The following is a 26,746-nucleotide window of genomic DNA, read 5'->3' on the forward strand; positions in this document are numbered from 1 at the left end:
TCGCCCAAGGCAAATAGCGTGTCACCGCCGTCGGCGCGGCCTGTGATTGAGAAATTGTCCGGAAACGAACAGCGCCGCCGTTCATTTCCGCACATCCGCCCGCGCCTACGCCATAATAAGCCGTGGCACAAGACTTGCAATTCTTCTCGATTAACCACCAAGGAGACACCATGCATGACCTGACCCTGGGCGCCCGCGGCAAGGAAGCCAGTATCGCTGTCGACATCAACGCGCGCGGCCAGATGGCCGGCATCATCGAAGACGAGTACGGCCACCAGCGCGCCATCCTGTACGACCAGCGTCCCGTCGAACTGGGCACGCTGGGCGGCAGCGAGGGCTTCACCCGGGGCATCAACGCCAACGGCGACGTGGTCGGCACGGCGCAGAACGCCAGCGGCTACTGGCGCGCCTTCATGGTCCGCCACGGCGAACGGATGCAGGATGTCGGCACGCTGGGCGGCAACAGCAGCTACGGCGCCGCCATCAATAATGACGGTGTAGTGGCCGGTTTCTCCGATACCAGCGACGGCTATTACCGCGCCTTCGTCAGCACGCCCGGCGGCGAACCGCGTGACCTCGGCACGCTGGGCGGCAGGATCAGCTACGCGGCCGGCATCAACAGCGATGGCGCCGTGGTCGGCACCGCCGCGCTGGCCAATGGTTACCGCCACGCCTTCCTGAGCGCGCCGGGCGGCAGCATGCAGGATCTGGGCACGCTGGGCGGACGGGTCAGCAGCGCCAGCGCCATCAGCGACAACGGCGTGGTGGTGGGCGCGTCGGAGACGCCGGAGCGCCGCTGGCACGCCTTCATGTGGAACAAGGGCAAGATGGTCGATCTGGGCGCGCTGATCGGCTACGGCGACAGCTACGCGACCGCCGTCAACAATGCCGGCCATGTGGTGGGGAGTATCCGCATCGGCGACGAGCGCCGTTCCTTCGTCTACCGCGACGGCAAGATGACGGTGCATCGCGGCGGCTACGGCCTGTACCTGGTCAACGCCATCAACGACCAGGAACTGGTCATCGGCGCCTACAGTGTCGGCAACAAGTTTAACGCCGCCACCATGATTTCCAGCCAGCCGGCGGTGGCCACGCACGGCGGCCAGGATCTGTTGGGCCTGATCGCCCTGGTGCTGGCGGTGGCCGCTGGCGTGGTCGTCTATCGCCGCCGTTACCGTGGCATCGCCCTGCCTTTGGCGATCTAGGCCGTCAGCGACACCAGCTTGGCCAGCACCGCGCCGATGGCGCACCAGCCCAGTAGCGGCAACATCTCGCGCTGGAAGAAGTGCAGCGCTTTCGGCAGGCGATGGTCGCGCGCGCCATACAATCGCAGCGCCAGCGGATAGGCGACGTGCGTGGCCGGCACCGTCGGCACCGTGCGCAGCAGATAGCGGCCCAGCAACGCCAGCAGCACCATGGTCAGCTCCGGCATGACCTTCACCAGGCCGGGCGCCATCCAGCATCCCACGCCCAGCCCGCCGCCCACCACGGCCGCCAGCAGCAGCCGCCGGTTGACTTCGGCGTGCGCCGCCGGCGCTTGTTGCATCCGTTGGGCCAGCATGGCCAATGCCACCAGGAGGAGCACCGCCACCACCGGCGCCAGCCATCCGCCCCGCACCGGCTGCGCGGTTTCCGGTTGCTCGCTGGCGGCGCCGGCATCCGGGCTGCTGTACAGGTTGTAACCGACGGCGTCGCGCGCCTGTTTCAGATGGGCCGCATAGTTGCCCATGTCGCCCGGCTCGATGGCGTCGCGCAGCGCCTTGTAATGGGCAGTGATCAGCACGCTCTTGCTGTCGGCGCCCCGGGTGATCTTGTAGGAAAATTCAAACGCCGGGTCGCGCACGGTGGTGTCGCTGGTCTTGATGTTCCATGCGTACGGCAGGCGCACTTCGGTCACCTCGATAATTTCACGCGGATATTCCTGCCGCAGCGGCGCGTTGCGGCTGATGGCCTCCGGCGCCTTCAGCGGCTCCTCGATTTCCGACGATTCCACCTGTGCCTGGCTGCGGCGATGCTTGTCGTCGCGCACCCAGAAGCGCGGAATGCGGTAGGACTCCAGCGTGGTCAGTTCATTCAGCGCCTCGTCGTCCTTGATCTCCAAGCCGCCGCTGGCGTGGATGCCTTCGTAGCGGCGCGCGTAGAAATTCTGGTATTGCGTCGCCATCTCGCTGCGGTTGTAGCGCAACTGGCGGCGCAGGTTGTCGGCACGCTCACCCTGCACCGTGGTGTGGATGGTGTAGTTCACCGGCTGGTCGACACCGGCGCTGGAATCGAACACCGCGCGGATCGTCTTGAGGCTGCCGGTGGCCGGCGTCATGCGGCTCAACGCCGTGCTGCCCGGCTCCACTACCAGCGCGTAGCCGTAGTCCGGCTGGTACAGATGCGCCAGCTCGCCCAGCTGCATGCTGCGGGTCGGGTCCAGCCAGTAGACCTGGCCGGCTATGCGCGCCCGCACCAGCACATGGTTGAAGGCCAGCGGTGTCGGCGCCCAATTCGCCACATCCCTGGTGATTTCGGTGTTGACCAGCGCCGGCGCGGCGTCAATGTCCAGCGCGCGCAGCATGGTGACGGTCAGCAGCGTCTTGTCCTTGCAGTCGCCGAAGCGGCGCTGGTAGACCTTGTCCGGCGCGGTCGGCGCGTGCGAGCCGGGACCGACTTCGATGCCGAGGTAGCGCACGTCGCGCTGCACCAGCTGCAATACGGCGGCCGCGCGCCCGGCAGCGCTCCTGTATTCGCGTCCGATGCGGGCGATTTCGTCGCGCAACGCCGGCCCGGGCACACGCGGCGTCTGGTACAGCGGCAGCGACCATTGCACCACCGACGCCCAGTCGTCAAACTCGGTCCACTGTACCGCCGCATACGGGTTGAACCATTCCGGCGCGCCCTTGTCGACCTTGGTGGCGGCAATATTCTGCGCATCCCAGCGGTAATCGCGATAGCCGCCCGCTTCGCTCACCACCGGTTGCAGCTTGCTGTTGTGCGTGACCAGCCGCAGCGTCCGGCTGGCCGGGATCAGCAGCCGCGCGAACGAGCGGTCCACGGGCACCGACCAGGACATGTCGACGCGGCTGGTGACCTTGCCCTGGAAGACGGGATTGCTGCCGTCCAGACTGAAGGCATATTCGACAATGTCGCCAATGCGCACATCGTCGAGCAGCACGCTGGCGGTCTTGCTGCCGTCGTAGACCAGGTAATCCAGCTCGGTCTCGCGCTGCAGCAGCTGGACCTTGGCGCCAGGCAGTTTGGAAATCACCTTGCCGGCGCGGATCAGGTTGATCGCATGCAGCGTCAGACTCTGATAGGTCGGATCGAAATTGATGCTGAGATTGGCGACCTTCTCCACGCCGCCGCCATCCAGCGCCTTGCTGGCCACGTGCACATAGGTGACCTTGCCGCGCTGGTCGACCCGCGTCTGCATGTCGCGCAGCAGATAGGCGACGCTGCCGCGCTGCGGCTGCCAGGTGGACGGCGTGGCCGGCTCGGCCGCCAGCGGCACCACCCAGGCCGGCGCCGCGCCGGTTTTATATCCTTGCGCGCCGGCGGCGCACATCCACAACAAGCCCAGCAGCAGCCACACTACACGCATGAATAATCCGTTGAGAAATTAAGTAGCAAATATCCCAACAGTTTAGCAAAGAAAAACGGCACGCCACGGCATGCCGTTGCATTGAATCAAAATCTTTTACAGCGCGGCAAAGTCCAGCTGGACGCCGCTGGCGGCCTGGATCTGGTCCTTGGTCACGCCCGGCGCCAGTTCAGTCACCTTGAGGCCGCTGTCGCTGACTTCCAGCACGCCGAGGTCGGTGATGACCAGGTCCACCACGCCGACGCCGGTCAGCGGCAGGTCGCATTTCGGCAGCAGCTTGTGCGAGGTCGAGCCGTCCTTGGCTGTGGCCACGTGCTCCATCAGCACCACCACTTTCTTGACCCCGGCCACCAGGTCCATCGCGCCGCCCATGCCCTTGACCATTTTGCCGGGGATCATCCAGTTGGCCAGGTCGCCACGCTCCGATACCTGCATCGCGCCCAGGATCGCCAGGTTGATCTTGCCGCCCCGGATCATGCCGAACGAATCGGCCGAGCTGAAGTACGCCGAGCCCGGCAGCGCGGTCACGGTCTGCTTGCCGGCGTTGATCAGGTCGGCGTCGATCTCCTCTTCGGTCGGGAACGGGCCGATGCCCAGCAAGCCGTTTTCCGATTGCAGGAAGACTTCGATGCCGGTCGGTACGTAGTTGGCCACCAGCGTAGGCAAGCCGATGCCGAGGTTGACGTAGTAACCGTCCTGCAGTTCCTTGGCTGCGCGCGCAGCCATTTCATCACGAGTCCATGCCATAGTAAATCTCCGATATGCTTAGTTGGCGGCGCGAATGGTGCGCTGCTCGATGCGTTTTTCCGGCGTGGCGTTGACCACGATGCGATGCACGTAGATGCTTGGCAGGTGCACGTGGTCGGGGTCGATCTCGCCGGTTTCCACCAGCTGTTCGACTTCAGCGATGCAGATCTTGCCGGCCATGGCGGCGTTCGGGTTGAAGTTGCGCGCAGTCTTGCGGAACACCAGGTTGCCGGCCTTGTCGGCCTTCCAGGCCTTGACCAGCGCCACGTCGGCGATCAGGCTGCGCTCCATCACGTATTGTTCGCCGTCAAACTCGCGGATTTCCTTGCCATCTGCGACGATGGTGCCGACGCCGGTCTTGGTGAAGAAGGCCGGAATGCCGGCGCCGCCGGCGCGCAGCTTCTCGGCCAGCGTGCCCTGCGGCGTGAATTCCAGTTCCAGTTCGCCGGCCAGGTACTGGCGCGCGAACTCCTTGTTTTCACCCACGTAGGAGGCGATCATCTTTTTAATCTGGCGGGTTTCCAGCAACTGGCCGAGGCCGAAGCCGTCGACGCCGGCGTTGTTGGAGATGGCGGTCAGGCCGGTGACGCCGGAATCGCGCAGGGCGCCGATCAGCGCCTCGGGGATGCCGCACAGGCCGAAGCCGCCTACGGCAATGGTCTGGCCGTTCTGGACGACGCCGTTCAAGGCGGAAGCTGCGTCCGGATAAATCTTGTTCATGGATGTCCCTTTATGATTTATGTTGCGTGTGCCTTGCCAACGATGTTAAATACGTTAGCGATGCGGCGATCCAGCATAGAATACGCCCATCGAAAGTTCAATACCGTAGAACTACCTGCACTCTACCTATTCATGCGCGCTCAGCCGATTATTGATTACGAATCGATTTTCCTTCATGCGCCAGTCGGCATGTGCATTTCGGAAAATCGCACCATCCAGACCTGCAACGGCGCGCTGGCGGCCATGTTCGGCTACACCCGCGACCAGCTCGAAGGCCTGTCCTTTCTGGTGCTGTACCCGACCATGGACGAATTCCTGCGCACCGGCGACCGCATCATTCCCATCATGAACGCCAAGGGCCGCTATTCCGACGAGCGCATTATGCGCCGCGCCGATGGCGAACTGTTCTGGTGTCACGTCACCGGCCATGCGATGCTGTCCGACGCCCCGCTCGGCGCCGGCATCTGGACCTTCGAGGACGTCAGCGAAAAACGCCCGGTGACGGCCGAACTGACGCCGCGCGAACGCGAAATCGCCGCCCTGCTGGTGGAAGGCAAAACCAGCAAGACCATTGCGCGCCAGGTCGATCTCAGCCCGCGCACGGTGGAAATGCACCGCGCCAAGCTGATGCGCAAGTTCTCGGCCTCCACCTCTTCCGAGCTGGTGCACAAGCTGGTGGGCGTACAGCTATAGCGTCGTCCTGGCGCACGCGGGGACCCATAGAACATCCGCTCAGCATGGATCCCCGCCTGCGCGGGGACGACCTCAAGTCGCGGTCATGCCGTCGTCGGCCGAGATAATCGCGCCGTTGATGAAGTTGGAGTCCTCGCCGGCCAGCAGCAACAGCAAACCGTCCAGATCTTCGGGCTTGCCGGGACGCTTGCGCGGCAGCATCTGCACCAGCTTCTGGCCCTGCTCGCTGGCGAAATAGTCCTCGTTGATCTCGGTCGAAATATAGCCGGGGCAAATGGCGTTGGTGTTGATGCCGTACTTGCCCCACTCCACCGCCATCGCCTTGGTCATCTGCACCACGCCGGCCTTGCTCATGCAGTACACGCCGATTTGCGGCAGCACGCGCAGCCCGGCCACCGAGGCGATATTGATGATGCGGTGCTGCTTGCCCGGATCGCCCTTGGCGCGCGCGATCATGCGCTTGGCGGTTTCCTGCGCCACGAAAAAGGCGCCGCGCAGGTTGGTGTCCATCACGAAGGCATAGTCATCCGGCGTCACGTCCACCAGCCGCTGGGTGGTCGACACGCCCGAGTTGTTGACCAGGATATCGATCGGCCCGGCTTCGGTCTCGGCGTGGGCGATGGCCGACTTGATGCTGGCGTAATCGGTCACATCCAGGCTGACGACGTGGGCGGCGCCGCCGTCGGCCTCGATCTCGGCGCGCAGCTCCTTGAGCCGCTCGGTGCGGCGCGAGGCCAGCACGACTTGCGCGCCCGCCTGGGCCAGCACTTTGGCAAACCGGGCTCCCAGACCGCTGGAGGCGCCGGTGATCAGCGCAATTTTTCCCTCAAAGTTAACTTCTATGCCCACGTGATGCTCCTGTGTGTTGGTTGCTGTCTAAGCGTAATCATTACACAAATCGCCAGTATTAGATTGCGGTGTCTAATAATGTCGCGGAAAATGGCAGCAATCCAGCAGAAAAAGAAGCACACTCGTGCTAAAATTTTTACATTCATCAAAACCACTATAACAATAGACCATGACACAGCCTCAATCCCTAGTAGAACAGTACGGCCCACGCGATGCGATGGAGTATGACGTCGTCATCGTCGGCGGCGGCCCGGCAGGCTTGTCGGCAGCGATCAAGATCAAGCAGCTGGCGGCGGCCAAAGGCCAGGAAGTGTCGGTCGTCGTGCTGGAAAAAGGCGGCGAACTGGGCGCGCATATCCTGTCCGGCGCCGTGATGGACCCGCAGGCGCTGACCGAACTGATCCCTGACTGGAAAGAAAAAGGCGCGCCGCTCAACACCGCCGTCACCGAAGACCGCGTGCTGTTCCTCACCGAAACCGGCTCCTTCAAGACCCCGAACTTCCTGCTGCCGAAGTGTTTTGAAAACCACGGCAACTACGTCATCTCGCTGGGCAATGTGGTGCGCTGGCTGGGCCAGCAGGCCGAAGCGCTGGGCGTGGAAATCTTCCCCGGCTTCGCCGCCGCCGAAATCCTGTACCACGACAACGGCGCGGTCAAGGGCATCGCCACCGGCAATATGGGCGTCAAGCGCGACGGCGAAGCCGGCCCGGACTTCCAGCTGGGCATGGAACTGCACGGCAAATACACGCTGTTCGCCGAAGGTTCGCGCGGCCACCTGGGCAAGCAGCTGATGGCCAAGTACGATCTGAACAAGGGCAAGGACCCGCAGTCGTACGGCATCGGCATCAAGGAACTGTGGGAAATCGATCCGTCCAAACACCAGCCCGGCCTGGTGATCCACACCACCGGCTGGCCGCTGGACAGCAAGACCTACGGCGGCTCCTTCCTGTACCACCTGGAAAACAACCAGGTGATGATCGGCTATGTGGTCGGCCTGAACTATGCCAACCCTTACCTGTCGCCATACGAAGAATTCCAGCGCTACAAGACCCACCCGGAAATCCGTACCTTCCTCGAAGGCGGCAAGCGCATTTCGTATGGCGCCCGCGCGATCACCGCCGGCGGCCTGCAATCGCTGCCGAAGCTGGTGTTCCCGGGCGGCGCGCTGATCGGCTGCGACGCCGGTTTCCTGAACATGAGCCGCATCAAGGGCAGCCACGCGGCGATCAAGTCCGGCATGCTGGCCGCCGACGCCGTGTTCGAGGCGCTGGGCGCCGGCCGCCAGGCCGACGAGCTGGCCGCCTACCCGGTGGCGTTTGAACAGTCCTGGCTGCACGAAGAGCTGCACGTGGCGCGCAACGTCAAGCCGTGGCTGAACAAGGGACTGTACCTGGGGTCGCTGATGACCGGCATCGACCAGATCGTCTTCCGCGGCAAGGCGCCGTGGACCTTGCACCACTCGCACGCCGATCACGAGTGCCTGCAGCCGGCTTCGCAGTTCACGCCGATCAATTATCCTAAACCGGATGGCAAGCTGACCTTCGACCGTCTGTCGTCGGTGTTCATCTCCAACACCAACCACGCGGAAGACCAGCCGATCCACCTGACGCTGAAAAACGCCAGCGTGCCGGTGGACGTCAACCTGGCCCAGTACGCCGGTCCGGAACAGCGCTACTGTCCGGCCGGGGTATATGAATTCGTCAAGACCGACGACGGCGGCGATCGCCTGCAGATCAATGCGCAGAACTGCGTCCATTGCAAGACCTGCGATATCAAGGACCCGACCCAGAACATCGTCTGGGTGACGCCGGAAGGCGGCGGCGGTCCGAACTATCCAAATATGTAAAAAAGCAACACTCCCGGAACAGCGCGGCCTTCCCCCCGCGCTGTTTTTATTTGATTCCGGGCAGCAATCAGCCCATAATCAGCCGGTGGGAACAGCCGGAAACGACGCAAAACAGCGGCTTGCAGCGCGGTTACAAATTATTTTCAATAAATTTCCATGAAGCATTTAATGTCCTTCCAGATACGGTCGTCTTGTACTTGGGAGAGCGCAAAAGATTCGTTGCTCCGAACTGAATCCACCTACCAGGAGTTATTTCATGCTGAGCCTTCACACCAATTCCGCGGCCCTTTCCGCACAGAACTCGATCTCCCGCACCCAGTCGGCGCTGTCGACCTCGCAGACCCGCCTGAGCACCGGCTTCCGTGTCAATTCGGCCATGGATGACGCAGCAGGCCTGCAGATCGCCACCCGTCTGAAAGCCCAGACCAGCGGTATGGCCATGGCCATGCGCAACACCCAGAACTCGATCTCGCTGCTGCAAACCGGCGAAGGCGCGCTGGATGAGACCACCACCATCCTGACCCGCATGAAGGATCTGGCCACCCAGTCGGCTGACGGCGCTTCGACCACCACCGACCGCACCGCAATGCAAGCTGAGTACAACGCGCTGACCAAAGAGCTCAGCAACATCATGCAAAACACCTCGTTCGGTGGCACCGTGCTGTTCTCGACCAAGCTGGACACTGCAGCGACCCCAGCCCCGAGCGGCAAGTTCCAGAACGCCAGCCTGACCTTCCAGATCGGCGCGTCGAGCAGCGAAAAAATGGACGGCAGCGTGTCGACCCAGGTTACCACCATGTTGACCGCGATCGGTTCGGCAGCGGTGGCATTTGACGGCGGTGACGGCACCAACGCCGGCGTCGGCGGGACCGCCGCTCCGGCCAACGACTCCACTGGCACCCCTATCGTTGCCGGTTCCGAAATCAGCGACGCCTCCGGCGCTTCCGACGGCTCGTTCAACGCCAATGCCACCATCGACATGCTGTCGAAAGCCATTGACGCCGTAGGCAGCCTGCGTTCGTCGCTGGGTGCAGTGGCCAACCGTCTGGACCACGTGTACAACAACTTGTCGAACATCTCGACCAACACCGCTGCTGCAACCGGCCGCATCATGGACACCGACTTCGCGGCCGAATCGTCGAACATGACATCGTCGCAGATGCTGCTGCAAGCTGGCACCGCGATGCTGAAACAGTCGAACAGCACCTCGTCGCTGGTTATGTCCCTGCTGCAGTAATCGTAGTAACATCCGGATATCTCAACATATCCGGGTTACGCAAAGGGCCAACCGGAATATTTCGGTTGGCTTTTTTCATATCCGCAACCTCTGAAAGCGAGCCTGATGGCCGTCGATCGTATCGGACCTGCAATTCGCCCCCTCGGCGTCCCGGACCGGCCGCAAGCGCAGCCCGGCCAGGTCACGCGCGCGCCGGGCAGCGACAGCACGCTCGAACTCGACTTCCCGGTGGGCCCGCTCAGAGGCGGCGGCGCGACCGGGCCGGCCGGCCCCGGCTCGGTCGGCGCCATCCTTGAGGCGCCCGATGGCCAGACGCTGCCGCCCGGCGGCGCCGAGGCCCTACCCCATGCGCTGGCCGACGTGGTGGACGCCACCGAGCAGGCCGCGATGCGTCCGAATCAAGTGTTCCTGTCACGCCAGCTGGTCTGGCAGCCGCCCGATACCTCATTGATGGCCGCGTCGTGGCAGGTCATGGTGCGCACCTATAGCGAACAGCGCGCCGCCTGGCTGGAGCAGGCCAGCGGCCAGCACCTGCCAGCCACCCTGTTCATGACCGACTACAACGCCCCATCATCGATGCGCGATGGCCGGGCCGGGGCGCCGCTGGTGACCGAAATGGAGCCATGGCGCTTCGCCGTCTACGCCTGGGGCGCCGAGCGCCTGGCGCTGAAAGTGGTGGTCAAGGATGACGAGGAATACGACCGCAACCGCCGCCGCCGTGCGCGCGTGGCCTTGCGGCTGGAACTGATGCTGCCGGGCGTGGGCCGGGTCGTGATCCAGATGGAGCCGGCCAGCGGCAATGGCGTGGTGATGGAAGTCGGCGCGGCGCAGGCCGCGGCCATGCAGCACATGCGCGAGATCCTGCCGCAGCTCGCGGCCGTGGTCAACCGCGCCGGCCTGACGATCCTGCGCTGCCGCCTGCGGCGCGAACTGCCGCCATCGATCGGCGAGCACACCCACCCGACCCGGCTGCACACCGCCGCCCTGACGCAAGCGCTGTTCCGCGCCATGGCCGAGGTTGCAGTCCTGCTGTCGCAGCCCGCCATCGGCGACGACCTGCTGTCCGCCAACGCCTAAAACGCCGGGGCAAACACCGAACACCGGGGTCAGATACGAACACCGGGGTCAGTTCTGCCAAATGCACACGAGCTGATGTACATTTGGCAGAACTGACCCCGACTTTTAGCCGACCGTGCCGATGATGCTGACTTCGCGGTTCTCGGGAATCTCATTGTACGACAGCACATGCAGGCCGGGCGCGAACAGGCGCGCATAGCGCGCCAGCAGCGGCCGGATCTGCGGCAGCACCAGCAGCAGCGGCGGCGTCGCCTGCTGCTTCATCTGCTCGCGCGCCACCGGCATATTGACCTGGAGCTGGGCCAGCAGGTGCGGGTCGATCGGGTAGTTATCCAGCACCACCTTGCCGCTCTGGCGCGCCTGATTCAACGATCCCAGCAGCATATTCTCGAGGTCGCCGCCGAGGTTGAAGGCGCGCATCTCGGTCTTCTGGCCGAACAGCGCGGTGACGATCTGGCGCCGCAGCGCACAGCGCACCTCGGCCGCCAGCAGGATCGGATCTTTAGTGGTCTCAGCACTGTCCACCAGCGTGGTGGCGATCGGCACGATGTCCTTCAGCGAGACGTTTTCCGCCAGCAGCACGCGGAACACGCGCAGCATCTGCGTATGGGTCAGCGCCTTGTCCAGCGCCGCCGCCAACTTGGGCGAGATCGCGGCCAGCCGTTCCATCAGGGCCGGCACGTCTTCGTGGCGGAACAGCTCCGGCAGGTATTCGCGGATCAGCTTGGACAAGTGGGTGGCGATCGCGCTCGGCGCCTCCACCACCTGGTAGCCCAGGCCCAAGGCGTTGGCCTTCTCGCTGGTCTCGATCCACGTCACCGGCATGCCGTAGGCCGGCTCGATGCCAGGAATGCCGTCGATCTGACCGTACACATTCGGCGACGGGATCGCCATCAGGCGGTCGGCAAACACCTCGGCCTGCGACACCACGCTGCCCGACAGCACCACCGAATACTGCGACGGTTTCAGGCCGAGGTCGTCGCGCACCTGGATCGGCGGCAACAGCAGCCCCATGGCCTCGGAAATACTCTGGCGCACGCCCTTGATGCGCTTGGTCAGCGGCTCGCCATGGGCCTTGTCGATCAGGCCGACCAGCTTGTAGCCCACCGCCAGTTGCAGCGGCTGCACCGCCGGCAGCGAAGTCCAATCGAGTTCGGGCGCGCGGTCTTCGCGCAGCGCCGCCTCGATGGCGTCCAGATTATTGGTGACCGGGGCTTTGACCCTGGTTAATAACTTCCAGCCGACATACGCCAGCGTCAGCGCAAACAGGCCGAACATCTGCCATGGCATGCCCGGCACCATGGCGAGGATCAGCATCATCAGCGCGGCGCTGAACATCACCTGCGGCGAAGTCAGGACCTGGCTGCCGACCTGCTGCTCGAAGTCGCCCGAATCCGAAATGCGGGTGACCAGGATGGCGGCGGCAGCCGACAGCAGCAGCGCCGGGATCTGGGCCACCAGGCCGTCACCGATGGTCAGCAGCGCGTACTGGCGGAAGGCGTCGCCGAACGACATGTCCTGCATCAGCGCGCCGATCGCCACGCCGCCCACCATATTGATGATCAGGATCAGGATCGACGCCACGGCGTCGCCGCGCACGAACTTGGAGGCGCCGTCCATGGCGCCGTAGAAGTCGGCCTCGGCCGCTACTTCCTGGCGCCGCACCTGGGCTTTTTCCTGGTTGATCAGGCCGGCGTTGAGGTCGGCGTCAATCGCCATCTGCTTGCCGGGCAGCGCGTCCAGCGTGAAGCGCGCCGACACCTCGGAAATCCGCTCGGCGCCCTTGGTCACCACCATGAAGTTGATGATCATCAGGATCACGAACACCACGATCCCGACCACGTAGTTGCCACCCACCACCACATTGCCGAACGCCTCGATCACATGACCGGCGGCCGCCGTGCCCTCATGGCCGTGCAGCAGCACCACCCGGGTCGACGCCACGTTCAGCGTCAGGCGCAGCATGGTGGTGGCCAGCAGCACCGTCGGGAACACCGAGAAGTCCAGTGGACGGCGCACCTGCACCGAGCCCAGGATCACGATCAGCGCCAGCACGATATTGAAGGTGAACATCACGTCCAGCAATATCGGCGGCAACGGCAACATGATCATCGCCAGGATGACCAGCAAGAATGCCGGGGTGGCAAACTTGTGGCGACGGATCTCCGTAATCATGGTCTGAAAAAAATTCACTGCTCAACCTCGCTCATGGATGTGGGCACAACAACGTCTTCCGGACGCACCGGTTCGGCGTTACGCCGCCCGGCACGGAATGCTTGCAACTGCAGCACATAGTTCAACACCTGAGAAACGGCCTGGTACAGCTGCACCGGGATCTGCTGGTTGACCTGGCTGGTGTTATAGATGGCGCGCGCCAGCGGCGGCAGCTCCATCACTTCAATCTTGAATTCGGCGGCCAGCTGCTTGATGTACAGCGCCATCTCGTCCACCCCCTTGGCCACCACGTACGGCGCCTCGGCCTTGCCGGCGTCATACTTCAGCGCCACCGCATAGTGCTCCGGGTTGACGATCACCACGTCGGCGGTCGGCACTGTCTTGCGCGCGCTGCGGCGGGCCATGGCGCGCTGCAGCTGGCGGATGCGGCCCTTGACCTCGGGCCGGCCTTCGGTCGACTTGTGCTCTTCCTTCAGGTCCTGCTTGGACATGCGCTGGTTCTTGGCGAAGAAGAAGGCCTGCGCCGGCACGTCGATCAGGGCGAAGATGATGAACACCGCCACCAGCGACATCAGGCCGTCCAGCATCAGGTTGGAGCCGTTCATCATGGCCTGCCCCATCGGCATCATCTGCAGATGGGTGTACTGCGGCACGGTGGAGCGCGCCACGTGGATCAGCACGGCGATCAGCACGCCGGCCTTGCCGATCGAAATCAGCAGCTCGAAGGCGTGCTTGCCGCTGAACAGGCGGCCGATATTCTCCATCGGGCTCATGCGCGACATCTTGGGCTCCCAGTGCTTCATCGACATCACCCAGCCGCCCGGCACCATGGCGCCCAGCATGATAAACAGCGGCACCACGAACAGCGGCAGCAGCATCTTGATCAGCAGCCACATGGCGCTGCTGAAGACGATCGACAGCGCGTTGTCGATGGCGCCGTCGCTGTCGAGCGGGGCGAAACTCTGGTGGAAAATCTCGTGGAACTCGGCCATATAGCCGGGCAGCAGGTAGACGAATAGCTTCAGGCTGACCAGGATGCCGATCGCAGTCGACAGGTCGCGCGAGCGCACCACCTGGCCCTCCTGGCGCGACTTCTTCAGCTTCTGCTGTGACGCCTTTTCTGTTTTGTCGCCAGTGCTGTCGTCAGCCATGGATGGCCACCTGCATCTGCTGGCGTATCATCTCCAGCACCATATTGGTCATGCGCACATAGTGCTCGGGAATGAAGCGCACCACCTGCGCCAGCATCAGCAGGCCGAAGATGGTGATCACCGAAAAGCCCAGTGCGAACAGGTTCAGCGCCGGCGCCACGCGGTTGAGGAAACCGAAACCGATCTGCACCACCATGGTGGAAAACACCACCGGCAGCGCCAGCAGCATGGCGGCCGAGAAAATCCAGGCGACGTTGTAGGCCACCGTCTGCATCAGCAGCGGGCCGAAGCCGTGGCCCAGCGGCCAGGCGCGGAAGCTCTGGCCGATCACATTGGCGATCACCAGGTGGCCGTCGATCGAGAAGAAGATGATGATGGCCAGGGTCGACAGCAGCGCCGAGGTGACGTCCGACGACTGCCCGTTCATCGGGTCGTTCATCACCGCCATCGACAAGCCCATCTGCGACGACACCATGAAGCCCAGCACGCCGATCACCGACATGGCGAAGTGGAATGCCAGCCCCAGCACAAAGCCGATCAGGCCCTGCTCCAGCGTCGCCACCACGCCGGCCAGCGAGAACGGATTGATGGCGGCCGGGCCCCAGTCGGCGCCGGCGGTCAGCGGCATCATGATGATGGCCAGCACCAGCGCGATCAGGATGCGCACCGTGGTCGGCGTCACCGCCTCCCCCAGCACCGGCGCGCCGATGAACATCGCCAGGATGCGGCAGAACGGCCACCACAGGGCGGTCAGCATCGGCAGCAGCTGGGCGAAGATGGCTTCCATGGGCGTGGTGGGGCAGCGCGCTAGCCGACCAGGGTGGCGGCGCGGGTAAAGATGGACACGCAGAAGTCCATCAGCAGGGTCGACATCCAGCGCCCGGCCAGGATCACCGCCAGCAGCGTGATCAATAGCCTCGGTAGAAAACTGAGCGTCTGTTCATTGATCTGGGTGGCGGCCTGGAACAGCGCCACCAGCAGGCCCGTGATCAGGCCCGGCACCACCAGCACCACCACCAGCAACATGACGATGTGCAGTGACTCGACCACCAGGTCGACCGCAATTTCGGGTGTCAGCATCGATCCGCCCTATTCCTATCAGTAAGCCTGGATGCTCGTCACGAGCGTGTTGACGGTCAGCGTCCAGCCGTCCACCAGCACGAACAGCAGCAGCTTGAACGGCAGCGAAATCACCAGCGGCGACAGCATCATCATGCCCATCGCCATCAGCACCGACGACACCACCAGGTCGATCACCAGGAATGGAATGAACAGCATGCAGCCGATCTGGAACGCGGTCTTCAGCTCCGACAGCACGAACGCCGCCAGCTTGACGGTAAACGCGTGCTGCGCCGGCTCGGTAATCTTGTCCTCGCCGGCCAGGTGGGCGATCTGCTGCAGTGCCGCCTTGCTGGTTTGCGCCAGCATGAAGCGCGACACCGGCTTCTCGGCGATCTGCAAGGCGACCTCCAGGCCGATCTTGTCCTGGTCGTACGGCACGAAAGCCTCGGTCCAGATCTGCTCGCCGATCGGCCGCATCACCAGCAGGGTCAGGATCAGCGCCACGCCGGTGATCACCCGGTTGGGCAAGCCCTGCTGCAGCCCCAGCGCCTGCCGCAACAGCGACAGCACAATGACGAAGCGGGTAAAGCTGGTCATCATCATGACCATCACCGGGAGCAGTCCCAGCAAGGTCATGATGATCAGGATTTGCATCTTGACCGTCAGTTCGGTCTTGGCGCCCGGCACCACGTTGGCCAGCAGGTCGACCGCCTGCGCCGGCGCGCACGCCAGCCCCAGTCCGAGTCCCAGTCCGAGCGCCAGCAGGGCCGCCAGCGGCGCCCCCGGCGTCAGGCGGCGGCGCCACGGCGCGTTGATACTCCAGGTCATGGAGTCATCATGTCCAGATTCAGGCCGTCGAGGTCGATCACTTTGAGGCCGTAGTTTTCGCCCGCCACCACCACTTCGGCGCGACCGATGGCGGTGCCGTTGACCTTGATGACCAGCGGTTCACCGGCCAGCACATCGAGTTCCACCACGCTGTCGGCGCCGATGTTCATCAGCTCTTCCAGCGAAATGCGGGCCGACCCCACCTCCAGCGTCAGCGTGACCGGGATCTTGCGCATCATTGCCGGCAGATCGCGGCGCGGCGCGGCCGCCGGGATGTCGGTCAACTCGTTGCCGGGCTGGTCGATGATCATCTCTTCCGACAGGTCGTCCAGCAGGGCGTCGCTAGGGTTGGCTACGTTCATGTTCATCATTATTCTGCGTCTTCAAAAGAGGTTAAACAGAGTTTGCCTTTGTGCTCGGTGACCGCGGCCGTAAACAGGCGGGAATCTTCGAGCAGGACGTCGGCTCTGGCCAGGCTGATCGGGATCACATCGCCAACCTGTAAATCGTACAAGCTGCCCAGCGACACTTCCTTGCTGGCCAGGCGGCCGATCAGGCCGACCTGCAGGCGCTGCGCCAGCGGCGCGGCGGTCTTGACCTTTTTGCCGGCGTCGCGGTCGCGCAGCAGGCCGCGCAGCACGCTGGCCATCAGGCTCTTGTCGAGCGCAAACCAGAACTGGCCGGTGGCGCCGCTGCTGATGTCGGCCACGGTGACGGTGATCGCCCACGCGCCTTTGGGCGGTTGCGCGCCGGGCGCCGGCTTGAAGGCGGTGTCGGCCGGCTCGTGGCTCTCCCCTTCGGCAGGGGCCGGCTTATCCACGGCGGGCAGGTTGAGTTCGATGCGGCCGGCCAGGGTGCCGGTCAACTGTTGCCCCAGTACCACAGCGAGGCGCTCCTCGGTGGCGGTCACGCGCACCGTGCTCTCGTCGACGGCGGCGGCGGTATCGGCCTTGCCGTCGCTCTTGGCATCGGCCTTGGCGCCGCTGCCATAGCGGTAGTTCAGCACGCTGAGCAACACCTTGCGTTCCAGCGAAAAAGCGATCTGGCCGGCCGGCGCCGCAAAGCTGAGCCAGCGGCTGCGGATCTCGTTGCCTTCCAGCCGGCTGAACGTGACGTCGTCGACCTGGAAACCGCCCCAATAACGGCGGTTCATGTTCAGGCGCATCGACTGCGTCAGATCGTCGCGCAACTGGGCCGCAAAAATATGCAGCAGGTGTACCGGGCGCCCCAGCAGGCAGGGGTCCAGCACTTGATGTTGCGTCTGTTTTGTCGTTGTCATGTATTGGCCATGGCGGTTAATTCTGTCCTACTGCTGCATCATCGCACTATCCCGCTAAAAACTGGTTGCTCCCGGCGCACAATTTGACCGGGTGCAATAGAAGAATAACGTAAAGTAGGACGATCTCGGTAGCAGCATACCTCAAAATTCACATTATTGCTAACGAACAATATTTGACTGAATAATTTCCCTGGAGACAAATACCGCTTTACAAGAATATTGCTAGCCGGTAAGCTTAGTTCAGCTTGTAGGGTCTTTCGCTGCTCTGCAACATACGTGAACATATGGCGCTTAGTGAATGATTTATAACGATATTTGCCCCAGAATAATTGTTTTGGATGCCGCCCGCCGGTGCTGTAAAGAAATTTCACAGTTGGTCGATAACGATCAGGCAAAATCGGCCGCGCGGCATGGCCGCCGGCCCAGCGCGTCAGCGTTAGTCTGACAGTCCTACCCTACCTTTTTTACAAGACTGTGACATGCACAACAGATGTGTAGCAGGTTTGGTATAGGACGCGAGAATATCTGAACATGAGCTTGCTGCTTGACGGCAATCTCGCTAAGGTAGGCATCTGGATCATCTGGACGAAGTCATCCAGTATTAATGCGGTAAAAACGGGGGTAGCAAGATGAGTAACGGATTCTCCAGCCTGATACAGGCCGACCTGGCGTCGTTGACCAATGCGGCGCAAAGCCTGGCGAACAGCAGCCCCACGATTGCTGCCGCCAACCAGTACGGCGCCCAGGCCGGCCAGCACGGCGCCTCGTTTGCGCAGTCGATGCAGGGCGCCATCGAACACGTCAATGCCATGGACGTGGAAGCTGGCCAGAAGATGGCCGATGTCGACTCCGGCAAGAGCGACGACCTGGTCGGCGCCATGCTGTCGAGCCAGGATGCCGGCCTGTCCTTCTCCATGCTGATGCAAGTACGCAACAAAGTCATGGGCGGCCTTGACGAGCTGATCAAATTACCGCTGTAAGCCTCCGCGAAAGCCTTCACTGTGATTAACACCCTTAAGTCCGCCTTTGGCCGCTGGCGCGCGAACCCGTCTGCGCCGTCGTTGCCCCCTGCCCTGCTGAAAACCCTGTACCCGCTGCTGATCCTGGCCATCGGCCTGACGGCATTGACCATGATGTACATGTGGAGCAACCAGTCGAGCTACAAACCGGTGTTCGGCGCGCGCGAAAAAGTCTCGGCGCCGGACATGATGACCGTGCTCGATACCGACCACATCCCGTACCGCATCCACCCGGAAAGCGGCCAGGTGCTGGTGCCGGAATCAATGCTGGGCAAGGTGCGCATGCTGCTGGCCGCCAAGGGCGTGACCGCCCAACTGCCGGCCGGCCTGGAGCTGATGGACAAGAACGATCCGCTGGGCGTGTCGCAATTCGTGCAGGACGTGCGCTTCCGCCGTGGCCTGGAAGGCGAACTGGCGCAATCGATCATGACGCTCGATGCGATTTCGCATGCGCGCGTGCACCTGTCGATCGCCAAGTCGACCTCGTTTGTGTCGGCGGACGGCGACAAATCGTCGGCTTCAGTGGTGGTCGCGCTCAAACCGGGCGCCACGCTGCCGCCTGAAGCGATCGCCGCCGTGGTCAACATGGTGGCCGGCAGCGTCGCCAGCCTGTCGCCGGCGCGCGTCAGCCTGGTGGACCAGGCCGGCAACCTGCTGTCGGCTCACATCGATCTGGCCGACGGCTTTGACGCCGGCACCAGCGGCAACGACGCCAGCAAGCGCTACCAGGACGACGTCAAGAACAACATCAAGGGCCTGCTCGGTCCGGTGATCGGCGACGACAACTACCGCATGTCGGTGGCGGCCGCGGTCGACAACGACCGGGTCGAGGAAACCGTCGAGAAATACGGCGCCGATCCGAAAGTCACCAGCGAAGCCATGCGCGAAGAGCAGGACCGCAACCGCATGGTGATGGGCGTGCCGGGCACGCTGTCGAACCGGCCGCCGCCGGCGGCCGCCAATCCGGCCGCCGCTGCCGCGCAGACCGCCGGCGGCGCCGCCGACCCGAACGCCGCGCCGGCCGACGGCACCGCCCGCAAGAACGCCACCACCCGCCAGTATGCGTACGACCGCAGCATCATCCAGACCAAACGCAGCCGGGGCCGCCTGGAGAAACTCAGCGTGGCCGTGGTGCTGGCGCAAGCCGCCGCGCCGACGCCGAAAACCGGCTGGAGCGCGGCCGACATCGCCAACATCGACAAGATCCTGCGCAACGGTCTCGGCATTAACGCCGAACGCGGCGACCAGCTGGTGGTCTCGGCCATGAACTTCCCGGCCAAGGCCGCGCCGGTGGCGTGGTGGGAAGAGCGCGACAACATCGTCGACATCAGCAAGTACGGGATCTACGCCGTGGCCGCCCTGCTCGGCTACCTGTTGCTGCTGCGTCCTCTGATGCGCCTGGTCACCATGCGCTTCACGCCGGATCCGAAAGAAACCGCACGCATCAACGCCGAACGCCGCGCCGCCGAACAGGCCGCCGTGGCGGCCGCCAAGGAAGCCAAGGAAGCCGGCGCCAAGGATCAGGCCGTGCTGGCCGGGACCGCCGGCGCAGCGGGCGCCCCGGCGCTGGCCGGCGCTGCTGCCCAGCCGGGCATGCCGGTGGTGCCGCTGCTGGAAAACTACGATCTGCCGCCACCCGGCTCGGCGGTCGACGTCATGGTCGATCACCTGAAAGTGCTGGCCGCGAAAGAACCGGAACGCGTAGCCGAAGTCGTCAAACAATGGATGCAGAAAAATGGCCGAACTCAATAACATGGATGATGACGGCGGCGAATACGCCGTCCCGACCAAGCTGACGCCGGTGGAGCAGGCAGCCATCGTGCTGCTGAGCATCGGCGAGGAGCCGGCAGCGGCCGTGCTGCGCTGCCTGTCGCGCGAGGAATTGCTGGAAGTGACGCAAGTGATGTCGCGCATGAGCGGCATCAAGGTGGAGTCGGTCAAGAACGCCATGCAGAAGTTCTTCGACGACTACCGCGAACAGTCGGGCGTGCATGGCGCCTCGCGTTCCTACCTGAAGCGCTCGCTGGACCTGGCGCTGGGCGGCGATCTCGCCAACACCGTGCTCAACAACATCTACGGCGACGAACTGCGGCCGAAGATGGCGCGCCTGCAGTGGGCGTCGCCGAAGTGGCTGGCCGAATACATCTCCAACGAACACGTGCAGATGCAGGCGGTGTTCCTGGCCTTCCTGCCGGCCGCGCTGGCCGGCCAGATCATAGACGGCCTGCCGCAGGACACCCGCGACCTGGTGCTGCTGAACCTGGCGCGCATGGAAGAAGTCGACGCCGACCTGCTGCAGGAACTCGACGAGCTGGTGGACCGCTGCCTGAGCTCCTTCGATTCGCAGGGCACCAGCGTCGAAGGCATCCGCCAGACCGCCGAGATCCTGAACCGCCTGCCGAGCAACCGCGCGCAGATGGTCGAGCTGCTGCGCGCCCACGACCCGGAGGTGGTGTCCAAGATCGAGCTGTCGATGTACGACTTCTTCATCCTCGGCAACCAGACCGAACAGGCAGTCACCCGCATTCTGGAAGACGTGCCGCTGGAACAGTGGGCGATCGCGCTCAAGGGCGCCGACATCTCGGTGCGCGACGCGATCCTCAAAACCATGCCGAAACGCCAGGCCCAGGCCTTCGAGGACATGATGCGGCGCGCTGGTCCGGTGCCGATGTCGCGTATCGAACAGACGCGCCAGGAAATCATGGCCACCGTCAAGGCGCTGGCCGACGCCGGCGAAGTCGAGATCCAGCTGTTTGCCGAACAGGTGATTGAATGAAGCAGTTCCGCCCCTACCGCTTCCCGCCGCTGGCGCAGTTCACCACCCAGCGCGCCGCTGCGGCGGCGGCGCACGGGCATGGCCACGGTCATGGCGGCGACGGCGGCGCCCAGTGGGCCGCCTCGGTCAGCGAGGGGTTTGAACAGGGTCAGCGCGACGGTTACGAAATCGGTCTGGCGCGCGGCCAGGAGGATGGCTTTGAAGCCGGCCGCCAGTCGGGCCAGGAACAGGGCCGCGAAGAAGGCCGCCACGAAACCCTGGTCGCCTACGACCAGCTGGCGCGCCCGGTCGACGCCATGCTGAAAAGCCTGAAGAAACTGCGCTCCGACTACCGCGCCGCGCAGCGCAAGGAAGTGGTCGACCTGGTGGCCAAGGTGGCGCGCCAGGTGATCCGCGCCGAACTGGCGCTGCAACCGGTGCAACTGATGGCCCTGGTTGAAGAAACCCTGGCCTCGATGCCGCCGACCCGCGATGAAATCGATGTCTTCCTGAACCCGGAAGAGCTGAAACGCATTGCCGAGCTGGACCCGAAACGGTCCAAGCGCTGGAACCTGATTCCCGATGCCCGCCTTGAGGTCGGCGAATGCCGCATCAAGGCCGGTGACAATGAAGTTGATGCCGGTTGTCATCAACGTCTTGCGGCGGTCATGGAACAGGTCGATAATCAATTGCAGATCGCCGACAGCGGCGATGAACCGGAGGGCGAAGAGTGATCGCTGATGCCTTACGCAATCTCGAACTGGGCTCGGTACCCATGGCGACCCCGACGGGCCGCCTGGTGGGCGCCTCCGGTTTGTTGCTTGAGGCAGTCGGTTGCCCTTTGCACACCGGCCAGCGTTGCCAGATTGAGACAGTCAGCGGTGAATGGCTGGATGCGCAGGTAGTCGGCTTCCGAGAGAAGCTTTCATACCTGATGCCGTTCAAAAAGGCCACCGGCCTGACCACCGGCGCGCGCGTGTTGCCGTCGCCGGAAAAAGTCAGCCTGCAAATCGGTTCCAGCTGGCTGGGCCGTATGGTCAACGGTCTGGGCGAACCGATCGACGGCCTCGGCAAGCTGACCGGCGATTTTCCGCTGGAATCGCAGCCGCCGCGCGTCCACCCGCTGCGCAAGAAACCGGTGACCGAACCGCTCGACGTCGGCGTGCGCGCCATCAATTCCATGCTGACCCTGGGCAAGGGCCAGCGGGTCGGCCTGATGGCCGGTTCCGGCGTCGGTAAATCCGTGCTGCTGGGCCTGATGACCCGCCAGACCGTGGCCGATGTGGTCGTGGTCGGCCTGATCGGCGAACGCTCGCGCGAGGTGCGCGAGTTTGTCGATATGTCGCTGGGGAAGGAAGGCTTGCAGAAAGCCGTGCTGGTGATCGCGCCGGCCGACGAAAGCCCGCTGATGCGCGTCATGGCGACCGAACTGTGCCACTCGATCGCCGCCCATTACCGCGACCAGGGCAAGAATGTGCTGCTGCTGGTCGACTCGCTGACCCGCTATGCGATGGCGCTGCGCGAAGTGGCGCTGGCGCTGGGCGAGCCGCCGGCCACCAAAGGCTATCCGCCGTCGGTGTTCTCCAACCTGCCGCAGCTGGTGGAATCGGCCGGCAATGGCGAGAACCCGGTCGGCAGCATGAGCGCCATCTACACCGTGCTGGCCGAGGGCGATGACCAGCAGGACCCGGTGGTCGACACCGCGCGCGCGATTCTCGACGGCCACATTGTCATGACCCGCGAGCTGGCCGAGCGCGGCCACTATCCGGCCATCGATATCGCCGCCTCGATCAGCCGCTGCATGATGCAGGTGATCGACCATGAACACCAGATGGCGGCGCGCGCGCTGAAAGCCAGCATGGCGCGCCACGACCGCGTGCGCGACCTGATTCCGCTCGGCGCCTACGTGCCGGGCGCCGACCCGGTCACCGACAAGGCAGTGCAACTGCACCCCCGCGTGGAAGATTTCCTGTGCCAGGGCACCAAGGAAGCGGCGCCAATCAATGACTGTATCGCGCAACTTGAAAAGCTGATGACACCATGAGCCAACAGAAAATCCGCAACCTGACCACGCTGGTGGCACTGCGCCATACCGAAGTCGAGCGCCTGCAGACGGAGATGGCGGAGAAGACCAGCGTGCGCGACCGCTACCAGAAAAACCTCGACCGCCTGACCACGCTGTACACCAACAGCGGCGCCAGCGGCAACCTGCACCCCGCCCTGGCCGGCAACTGCGGCGACTACAAGCAGGCCGTGATGGCTATGGCCGACAGTCACCGGCTCGACCTGCATATGCATGAGGCTGATATGGCGGTTTCGCAACAGGCGCTCAATGCGGCTTGGGCAAAACGGGAAGTGATGGGCAAAGTGTTAAGCAAGGAACAAAAAATCGTGTCGCAGGAAAAAAACGTCAAGGAACGCAAGCAACATGACGATCTGGCAACGCAATTGTGGCTGCGCGGCCAAAAATAGGCGCCGTTACAAAAAATTGTCCAGAATATTTTCATAGGGAAACGATTAAGGTCGCCCTGTATCAGGGTACACTTCATCATCCTTCCACGGAGCACGATCATGGCAGTTATCAGCAGTCCAACTTACGACCCGACCACCACCGCGACCAACCTGGCCAACGCCTATGTCGCGCCGACCAAGGCCATCCTGGACAAGCAGGGCACCAAGGCCACCGCGGTCGGCAGCGGCCTGACCGCGCTGAGTTCGGCGCTGAGCGCGTTCCAGACTGCGCTACAGGGCATGGCCAGCAGCACCGCCTCGGTGACCGCGACCAAGGCGACGTTCAGCAACAGCGCGATCGGCACCGCCACAGCCAAGTCCAGCGCCACCGCTGGCACCTATTCGTTCTACGTGCAGCAACTGGCCACCGCTGGTCAGGTTGCATACAATATCGATAGCGGCGCCGACGGCGCCGGCCCGGCCGGCGCCAACGCCGGCAGCTTGACCGTCAACCTGAAGACCGGCGACCCGATCGAGGTCGATCTGACCAAGGCCGACAGCAACAACGATGGCTTTTTGAGCGCCAAGGAAGTCGCGGCCGCCATCAACGCGTCCGGCGACAACAAATCGCGCGTGATCGCCTCGACCATGACGGTGAATAACCAGACGCGCCTGGTGCTGACCTCGAGCGCGACCGGCGCCGACAACCAGGTGACCTCGATCGATAGCTCCGCTACGGTCGACGCGGGCCTGCGCGACGCCTTGCTGACCACCAGCCAGAGCGTGCTGACCCAGGCCGTCAACGCCAAGGTGCTGATCGGCGACAAGAACGGCACCCTGGTCGAGCAAGCCTCGAACACCTTCAGCATCGTTGACGATGTCAAGTTCACCATCACCCAGGCGCAAGGCGCCAACGACGCCGCCGTCAACCTGACCGTGGCTCCGGACAACACCGGCACCGCCGCCAACGTGCAGAAGTTTGTCGACGCCTACAACACCCTGATGGCCTCGATCAAGACGCTGACCGCGGCCGGCGACCACACCCTGGTGTCGTCCACGGATTCCAACGCCACGCCGAGCCCGACCTCGGAGGATGCGGCCTTCTACAACGATGCCGGCGTGCTCAACCTGCGCGACCGCCTGGGCGCCATCCTGCGCGACGCCACCGGTGGCCAGTCACTGATCAGCTTTGGCATCACCGCCGCCAAGGATGGCACACTGACGCTCGATTCGACCCGCCTGAACAAGGCGATCGCCGCGAATCCGAGCGGCCTCGACAAATTGCTCGGCCGCGCGGGCACCGGCGTCGACACTGGCGTACTGGGTTCCATGAACAAGCTGACCACGTCATGGACCACCAGCGCCGGCGGCCTGCTGGTGCAGCGCAAGGCGCAAAACGCCAAGCTAACGAACGACATCACGGACCGCCAGGCCACGCTGCAAAACCAGTTCAACAGCGCCTACAAGCGTTACCTGACGCAGTTCACCGCGCTGCAACAGCTGCAGTCGTCGATGACCTCGACCTCGAACATGTTTACCGCCATGTTCTCGACCAACAGCAGCAGTTAAGCACCCCATTTTGACGCAGTACAGGAAAGACCATGATGAACCAGGAAGCCTACAGCAGTTACCACTCCACCAATCTGGACGCCCAGGTCGCACGGGCGTCGCCGATTGAGCTGGTGCTGGTACTCACCGACGGCTTGCTCGAAGAGCTGGCGCGCGCGCGCGGCCATATCGTCGGCAAGCGCTACGAGCTCAAGGCCGTCAGCCTGAACAAGTGCACCGACATCATCAACGGCCTGTCGAGTTCACTCGACTTCGACAACGGCGGTGAAGTGGTGCAAAACCTCGGCCGCCTTTACGAATACTGCGCCGGCCGCCTGTACACGGCCGGTGTCAGCCTCGATCCCACGATCATCGACGAAGTCACCACCTTGTTGACGACAATTAAGAAAGGCTGGCTGGGCGTGCAGGAAATCCAGGCCAAACATGGATAGACAGCGCACCCTGCTGCAATTGACGCAGAAAATGAGTGCCGCCATCGCCGCCGAAGACTGGCGCGCGCTGACGGCGATCAACACCATGCTGACCACCGCCCTGCCGCAGATGGCGGCGCAAGGCAGCTGGAGCAGTGCCGAATGGGCCGCCCTGGCAGCCCTGCGGCAGATGCACAATGAAGCCGTCAAACGCTGCGACCTGGCCACCGATGCGTTGGGCAGCAAATTGCAGCAAATGCAGGCAACCCAGGAGGGCTGGCTGGCTTACGCCCTCGACAGCGAATTTGCAGAAACCGGAATCCAAGCATGACCATCACACTCTCCAGCGCAGCGGCAGCCGCCCAAGCCGCACGCGCCGAACTCACCGCCCCGGTGGCCGCCAACAACGCCACGGCGTCGGCAGCCGCGAATAGCGGCAAGAGTACGGCCGCATCCGCCAAACCGGCAGCCAGCAGCACCGGCAGCAGCAACAACAGCAATAACAGCAGCACGAACAGTGCCAGCAGCAATGCCGGCAAGACCAGCACGATGCAAGCCAGCCAGCAGCCGGCGCAAAAGCCGGCCCAGGCCGCCGCCCAGCAGCCCGAACGCAGCAGCGCCGATGCCGCCGCCCAGGCCGCCCTGGCAGCCGCCAGTGCCGTGGCGCCGGTCGCCGCGCCGCTGTTTTCCCAGTTGCTGAACCTGGCCGGCGTCACCAATACCGCCCAGGCCGACGAGCAAGCCGGCAGCGATGGCGGCCAGCCGGTCGCCGCTGACGCTGCTGACGCCACCGCCGGCACCAGCGCCGCCGCCAGCACTCTGCTGCCGGCCATGCTCACTTCGATGCTGAGCATGGCGCCGGCGACAGCGTCGGCCCCGGCCGGCTCGGCGGTCGCCGACAGCGACGCCATCAGCGCCGTCAACGCCACCTCAACACTGAACGCCAGCGCGACCCGCCTCAACCTGGCCGCCGCCAGCGTCGCCGTGACCCCGGCCGCCCCGCCGGCCGAGGACGCGTCGGCCCCTGGCGCCGCCAATCTGGCCAGCCCGCCGGTCAGCACGCCGCCGGCCGCAGTGGCCAGCAATATCGCCATCACCAGCAACACCGCCGTAACCAGCAATGCCGCCGTCGCCAACAGCGTGGCGGTCGCCATGGCCATGCCGCGCCAGGCCGACAGCGAAGCTCCGGCGACGACACCAGTACCGGCCGACCACGCCGCGCCAGTGGCCGATGCCGAGCGCGCCGCGCCGCTGCCGGCAGCCGTGATCGCCCGTCCGCAGCCGTCGTGGGC

25 protein-coding genes and 1 pseudogene are annotated in these 26,746 nt (G+C 64.0%); 15 read left to right on the plus strand and 11 right to left on the minus strand.

Annotation, left to right across the window (positions count from 1 at the left end):
• Nucleotides 1-170 precede the first annotated feature (170 nt).
• Nucleotides 171-1,205, plus strand: a complete 1,035-nt coding sequence (locus tag GTP55_RS18115; protein ID WP_161046245.1) for an HAF repeat-containing protein — start codon at nt 171-173, stop codon at nt 1,203-1,205.
• Here the strand turns inward: GTP55_RS18115 and GTP55_RS18120 are convergent.
• From GTP55_RS18120 to GTP55_RS18130, 3 genes are all read right to left on the minus strand, one after another.
• On the minus strand, nt 1,202-3,586 hold the full coding sequence (locus tag GTP55_RS18120) for a DUF3857 domain-containing transglutaminase family protein (RefSeq protein ID WP_161046246.1): 2,385 nt from the start codon (nt 3,584-3,586) through the stop codon (nt 1,202-1,204). The genes GTP55_RS18115 and GTP55_RS18120 overlap by 4 nt on opposite strands.
• Before the next feature lie 96 nt (nt 3,587-3,682).
• On the minus strand, nt 3,683-4,333 hold the full coding sequence (locus GTP55_RS18125) for a CoA transferase subunit B (RefSeq protein ID WP_161046247.1): 651 nt from the start codon (nt 4,331-4,333) through the stop codon (nt 3,683-3,685).
• An 18-nt stretch (nt 4,334-4,351) separates the two neighbouring features.
• Nucleotides 4,352-5,053, minus strand: a complete 702-nt coding sequence (locus tag GTP55_RS18130; protein ID WP_161046248.1) for a CoA transferase subunit A — start codon at nt 5,051-5,053, stop codon at nt 4,352-4,354.
• A gap of 132 nt (nt 5,054-5,185) precedes the next feature.
• Here GTP55_RS18130 and GTP55_RS18135 point away from each other — a divergent pair, with 132 nt between their 5' ends.
• Entirely contained in the window at nt 5,186-5,746 is a 561-nt protein-coding gene (locus GTP55_RS18135; protein ID WP_161046249.1) for a PAS and helix-turn-helix domain-containing protein, read from the plus strand.
• A gap of 72 nt (nt 5,747-5,818) precedes the next feature.
• Here GTP55_RS18135 and GTP55_RS18140 read toward each other — a convergent pair whose 3' ends face one another.
• The gene (locus GTP55_RS18140) at nt 5,819-6,595 is read right to left on the minus strand and encodes an SDR family oxidoreductase (protein ID WP_110849571.1); all 777 of its coding nucleotides are present in this window, start codon (nt 6,593-6,595) and stop codon (nt 5,819-5,821) included.
• Between the two features lie 217 nt (nt 6,596-6,812).
• Between GTP55_RS18140 and GTP55_RS18145 the strand changes: the two genes are divergently transcribed.
• The 3 genes from GTP55_RS18145 (at nt 6,813) to GTP55_RS18155 (ending at nt 10,755) form a co-directional block, all read left to right on the plus strand.
• Complete coding sequence (locus tag GTP55_RS18145) at nt 6,813-8,441, plus strand: electron transfer flavoprotein-ubiquinone oxidoreductase (protein WP_161046284.1); 1,629 nt, start codon at nt 6,813-6,815, stop codon at nt 8,439-8,441.
• 256 nt (nt 8,442-8,697) lie between these two features.
• On the plus strand, nt 8,698-9,678 hold the full coding sequence (locus GTP55_RS18150) for a flagellin N-terminal helical domain-containing protein (RefSeq protein ID WP_161046250.1): 981 nt from the start codon (nt 8,698-8,700) through the stop codon (nt 9,676-9,678).
• A gap of 105 nt (nt 9,679-9,783) precedes the next feature.
• The gene (locus GTP55_RS18155; RefSeq protein ID WP_161046251.1) at nt 9,784-10,755 is read left to right on the plus strand and encodes a hypothetical protein; all 972 of its coding nucleotides are present in this window, start codon (nt 9,784-9,786) and stop codon (nt 10,753-10,755) included.
• Nucleotides 10,756-10,860: 105 nt separating this feature from the next.
• Here the strand turns inward: GTP55_RS18155 and GTP55_RS18160 are convergent, their stop codons facing one another.
• From GTP55_RS18160 to GTP55_RS18190, 7 genes are read right to left on the minus strand one after another with little or no spacing between them, the layout of a single operon-like run.
• The gene (locus GTP55_RS18160; protein WP_202423769.1) at nt 10,861-12,930 is read right to left on the minus strand and encodes a flagellar biosynthesis protein FlhA; all 2,070 of its coding nucleotides are present in this window, start codon (nt 12,928-12,930) and stop codon (nt 10,861-10,863) included.
• A 14-nt stretch (nt 12,931-12,944) separates the two neighbouring features.
• Entirely contained in the window at nt 12,945-14,081 is a 1,137-nt protein-coding gene (locus GTP55_RS18165) for an EscU/YscU/HrcU family type III secretion system export apparatus switch protein (protein ID WP_161046253.1), read from the minus strand.
• Nucleotides 14,074-14,868 (minus strand): flagellar biosynthetic protein FliR, encoded by a 795-nt coding sequence (locus GTP55_RS18170; protein ID WP_110849564.1) that lies wholly within the window; start codon nt 14,866-14,868, stop codon nt 14,074-14,076. The genes GTP55_RS18165 and GTP55_RS18170 overlap by 8 nt, the downstream gene beginning before the upstream one ends.
• Before the next feature lie 20 nt (nt 14,869-14,888).
• Entirely contained in the window at nt 14,889-15,161 is a 273-nt protein-coding gene (gene fliQ, locus GTP55_RS18175) for a flagellar biosynthesis protein FliQ (RefSeq protein ID WP_110849563.1), read from the minus strand.
• 18 nt (nt 15,162-15,179) lie between these two features.
• Nucleotides 15,180-15,971, minus strand: coding sequence for a flagellar type III secretion system pore protein FliP (gene fliP / locus GTP55_RS18180; RefSeq protein ID WP_161046254.1), 792 nt, complete (start codon nt 15,969-15,971; stop codon nt 15,180-15,182).
• Entirely contained in the window at nt 15,968-16,339 is a 372-nt protein-coding gene (locus GTP55_RS18185; protein ID WP_202423758.1) for a FliM/FliN family flagellar motor switch protein, read from the minus strand. The genes fliP and GTP55_RS18185 overlap by 4 nt, the downstream gene beginning before the upstream one ends.
• A 2-nt stretch (nt 16,340-16,341) precedes the next feature.
• Nucleotides 16,342-17,250 carry a FliM/FliN family flagellar motor switch protein gene (locus GTP55_RS18190; protein ID WP_161046256.1) on the minus strand — a complete coding sequence of 303 codons (909 nt, stop codon included), beginning with the start codon at nt 17,248-17,250 and terminating at the stop codon, nt 16,342-16,344.
• 629 nt (nt 17,251-17,879) lie between these two features.
• Here GTP55_RS18190 and fliE point away from each other — a divergent pair.
• From fliE to GTP55_RS18240, 10 genes and pseudogenes are all read left to right on the plus strand, one after another.
• The gene (fliE, locus tag GTP55_RS18195) at nt 17,880-18,230 is read left to right on the plus strand and encodes a flagellar hook-basal body complex protein FliE (RefSeq protein WP_161046257.1); all 351 of its coding nucleotides are present in this window, start codon (nt 17,880-17,882) and stop codon (nt 18,228-18,230) included.
• Nucleotides 18,231-18,251: 21 nt separating this feature from the next.
• A complete protein-coding gene (gene fliF, locus GTP55_RS18200; RefSeq protein ID WP_161046258.1) occupies nt 18,252-20,021 on the plus strand; it encodes a flagellar basal-body MS-ring/collar protein FliF in 1,770 nt (589 codons plus the stop codon).
• Entirely contained in the window at nt 20,005-21,045 is a 1,041-nt protein-coding gene (locus GTP55_RS18205; protein ID WP_161046259.1) for a flagellar motor switch protein FliG, read from the plus strand. The genes fliF and GTP55_RS18205 overlap by 17 nt, the downstream gene beginning before the upstream one ends.
• Nucleotides 21,042-21,758 carry a flagellar assembly protein FliH gene (gene fliH, locus GTP55_RS18210; RefSeq protein ID WP_161046260.1) on the plus strand — a complete coding sequence of 239 codons (717 nt, stop codon included), beginning with the start codon at nt 21,042-21,044 and terminating at the stop codon, nt 21,756-21,758. The genes GTP55_RS18205 and fliH overlap by 4 nt, the downstream gene beginning before the upstream one ends.
• Nucleotides 21,755-23,068, plus strand: coding sequence for a flagellar protein export ATPase FliI (gene fliI / locus GTP55_RS18215; RefSeq protein ID WP_161046261.1), 1,314 nt, complete (start codon nt 21,755-21,757; stop codon nt 23,066-23,068). Before fliH ends, fliI begins: the two co-directional genes overlap by 4 nt.
• On the plus strand, nt 23,065-23,496 hold the full coding sequence (locus GTP55_RS18220) for a flagellar FliJ family protein (protein WP_161046262.1): 432 nt from the start codon (nt 23,065-23,067) through the stop codon (nt 23,494-23,496). Before fliI ends, GTP55_RS18220 begins: the two co-directional genes overlap by 4 nt.
• A 99-nt stretch (nt 23,497-23,595) precedes the next feature.
• The gene (fliD, locus tag GTP55_RS18225; RefSeq protein ID WP_161046263.1) at nt 23,596-25,044 is read left to right on the plus strand and encodes a flagellar filament capping protein FliD; all 1,449 of its coding nucleotides are present in this window, start codon (nt 23,596-23,598) and stop codon (nt 25,042-25,044) included.
• 32 nt (nt 25,045-25,076) lie between these two features.
• Nucleotides 25,077-25,475 (plus strand): flagellar export chaperone FliS, encoded by a 399-nt coding sequence (gene fliS / locus GTP55_RS18230; protein WP_161046264.1) that lies wholly within the window; start codon nt 25,077-25,079, stop codon nt 25,473-25,475.
• Nucleotides 25,468-25,785 (plus strand): hypothetical protein, encoded by a 318-nt coding sequence (locus GTP55_RS18235; protein WP_161046265.1) that lies wholly within the window; start codon nt 25,468-25,470, stop codon nt 25,783-25,785. The genes fliS and GTP55_RS18235 overlap by 8 nt, the downstream gene beginning before the upstream one ends.
• Nucleotides 25,782-26,746 (plus strand): annotated as a pseudogene (locus tag GTP55_RS18240) (hypothetical protein); the annotation flags it as partial. The gene GTP55_RS18235 and the pseudogene GTP55_RS18240, both read left to right, overlap by 4 nt.

Origin of the sequence: Duganella margarita (genome assembly GCF_009857535.1) — a bacterium.
In the GTDB taxonomy this organism is placed as follows: domain Bacteria; phylum Pseudomonadota; class Gammaproteobacteria; order Burkholderiales; family Burkholderiaceae_D; genus Rugamonas; species Rugamonas margarita.

What these genes read in the sequence shown, in the direction of transcription:
- GTP55_RS18115 (WP_161046245.1), top strand. Translation starts at nt 171, where the DNA reads ATGCATGACCTGACCCTGGGCGCCCGCGGCAAGGAAGCCAGTATCGCT.
- GTP55_RS18120 (WP_161046246.1), bottom strand. Translation starts at nt 3,586, where the DNA reads ATGCGTGTAGTGTGGCTGCTGCTGGGCTTGTTGTGGATGTGCGCCGCC.
- GTP55_RS18125 (WP_161046247.1), bottom strand. Translation starts at nt 4,333, where the DNA reads ATGGCATGGACTCGTGATGAAATGGCTGCGCGCGCAGCCAAGGAACTG.
- GTP55_RS18130 (WP_161046248.1), bottom strand. Translation starts at nt 5,053, where the DNA reads ATGAACAAGATTTATCCGGACGCAGCTTCCGCCTTGAACGGCGTCGTC.
- GTP55_RS18135 (WP_161046249.1), top strand. Translation starts at nt 5,186, where the DNA reads ATGCGCGCTCAGCCGATTATTGATTACGAATCGATTTTCCTTCATGCG.
- GTP55_RS18145 (WP_161046284.1), top strand. Translation starts at nt 6,813, where the DNA reads ATGGAGTATGACGTCGTCATCGTCGGCGGCGGCCCGGCAGGCTTGTCG.
- GTP55_RS18150 (WP_161046250.1), top strand. Translation starts at nt 8,698, where the DNA reads ATGCTGAGCCTTCACACCAATTCCGCGGCCCTTTCCGCACAGAACTCG.
- GTP55_RS18155 (WP_161046251.1), top strand. Translation starts at nt 9,784, where the DNA reads ATGGCCGTCGATCGTATCGGACCTGCAATTCGCCCCCTCGGCGTCCCG.
- GTP55_RS18160 (WP_202423769.1), bottom strand. Translation starts at nt 12,930, where the DNA reads ATGATTACGGAGATCCGTCGCCACAAGTTTGCCACCCCGGCATTCTTG.
- GTP55_RS18165 (WP_161046253.1), bottom strand. Translation starts at nt 14,081, where the DNA reads ATGGCTGACGACAGCACTGGCGACAAAACAGAAAAGGCGTCACAGCAG.
- GTP55_RS18170 (WP_110849564.1), bottom strand. Translation starts at nt 14,868, where the DNA reads ATGGAAGCCATCTTCGCCCAGCTGCTGCCGATGCTGACCGCCCTGTGG.
- fliQ (WP_110849563.1), bottom strand. Translation starts at nt 15,161, where the DNA reads ATGCTGACACCCGAAATTGCGGTCGACCTGGTGGTCGAGTCACTGCAC.
- fliP (WP_161046254.1), bottom strand. Translation starts at nt 15,971, where the DNA reads ATGACCTGGAGTATCAACGCGCCGTGGCGCCGCCGCCTGACGCCGGGG.
- GTP55_RS18185 (WP_202423758.1), bottom strand. Translation starts at nt 16,339, where the DNA reads ATGAACATGAACGTAGCCAACCCTAGCGACGCCCTGCTGGACGACCTG.
- GTP55_RS18190 (WP_161046256.1), bottom strand. Translation starts at nt 17,250, where the DNA reads ATGACAACGACAAAACAGACGCAACATCAAGTGCTGGACCCCTGCCTG.
- fliE (WP_161046257.1), top strand. Translation starts at nt 17,880, where the DNA reads ATGAGTAACGGATTCTCCAGCCTGATACAGGCCGACCTGGCGTCGTTG.
- GTP55_RS18205 (WP_161046259.1), top strand. Translation starts at nt 20,005, where the DNA reads ATGGCCGAACTCAATAACATGGATGATGACGGCGGCGAATACGCCGTC.
- fliH (WP_161046260.1), top strand. Translation starts at nt 21,042, where the DNA reads ATGAAGCAGTTCCGCCCCTACCGCTTCCCGCCGCTGGCGCAGTTCACC.
- GTP55_RS18220 (WP_161046262.1), top strand. Translation starts at nt 23,065, where the DNA reads ATGAGCCAACAGAAAATCCGCAACCTGACCACGCTGGTGGCACTGCGC.
- fliD (WP_161046263.1), top strand. Translation starts at nt 23,596, where the DNA reads ATGGCAGTTATCAGCAGTCCAACTTACGACCCGACCACCACCGCGACC.
- fliS (WP_161046264.1), top strand. Translation starts at nt 25,077, where the DNA reads ATGATGAACCAGGAAGCCTACAGCAGTTACCACTCCACCAATCTGGAC.
- GTP55_RS18235 (WP_161046265.1), top strand. Translation starts at nt 25,468, where the DNA reads ATGGATAGACAGCGCACCCTGCTGCAATTGACGCAGAAAATGAGTGCC.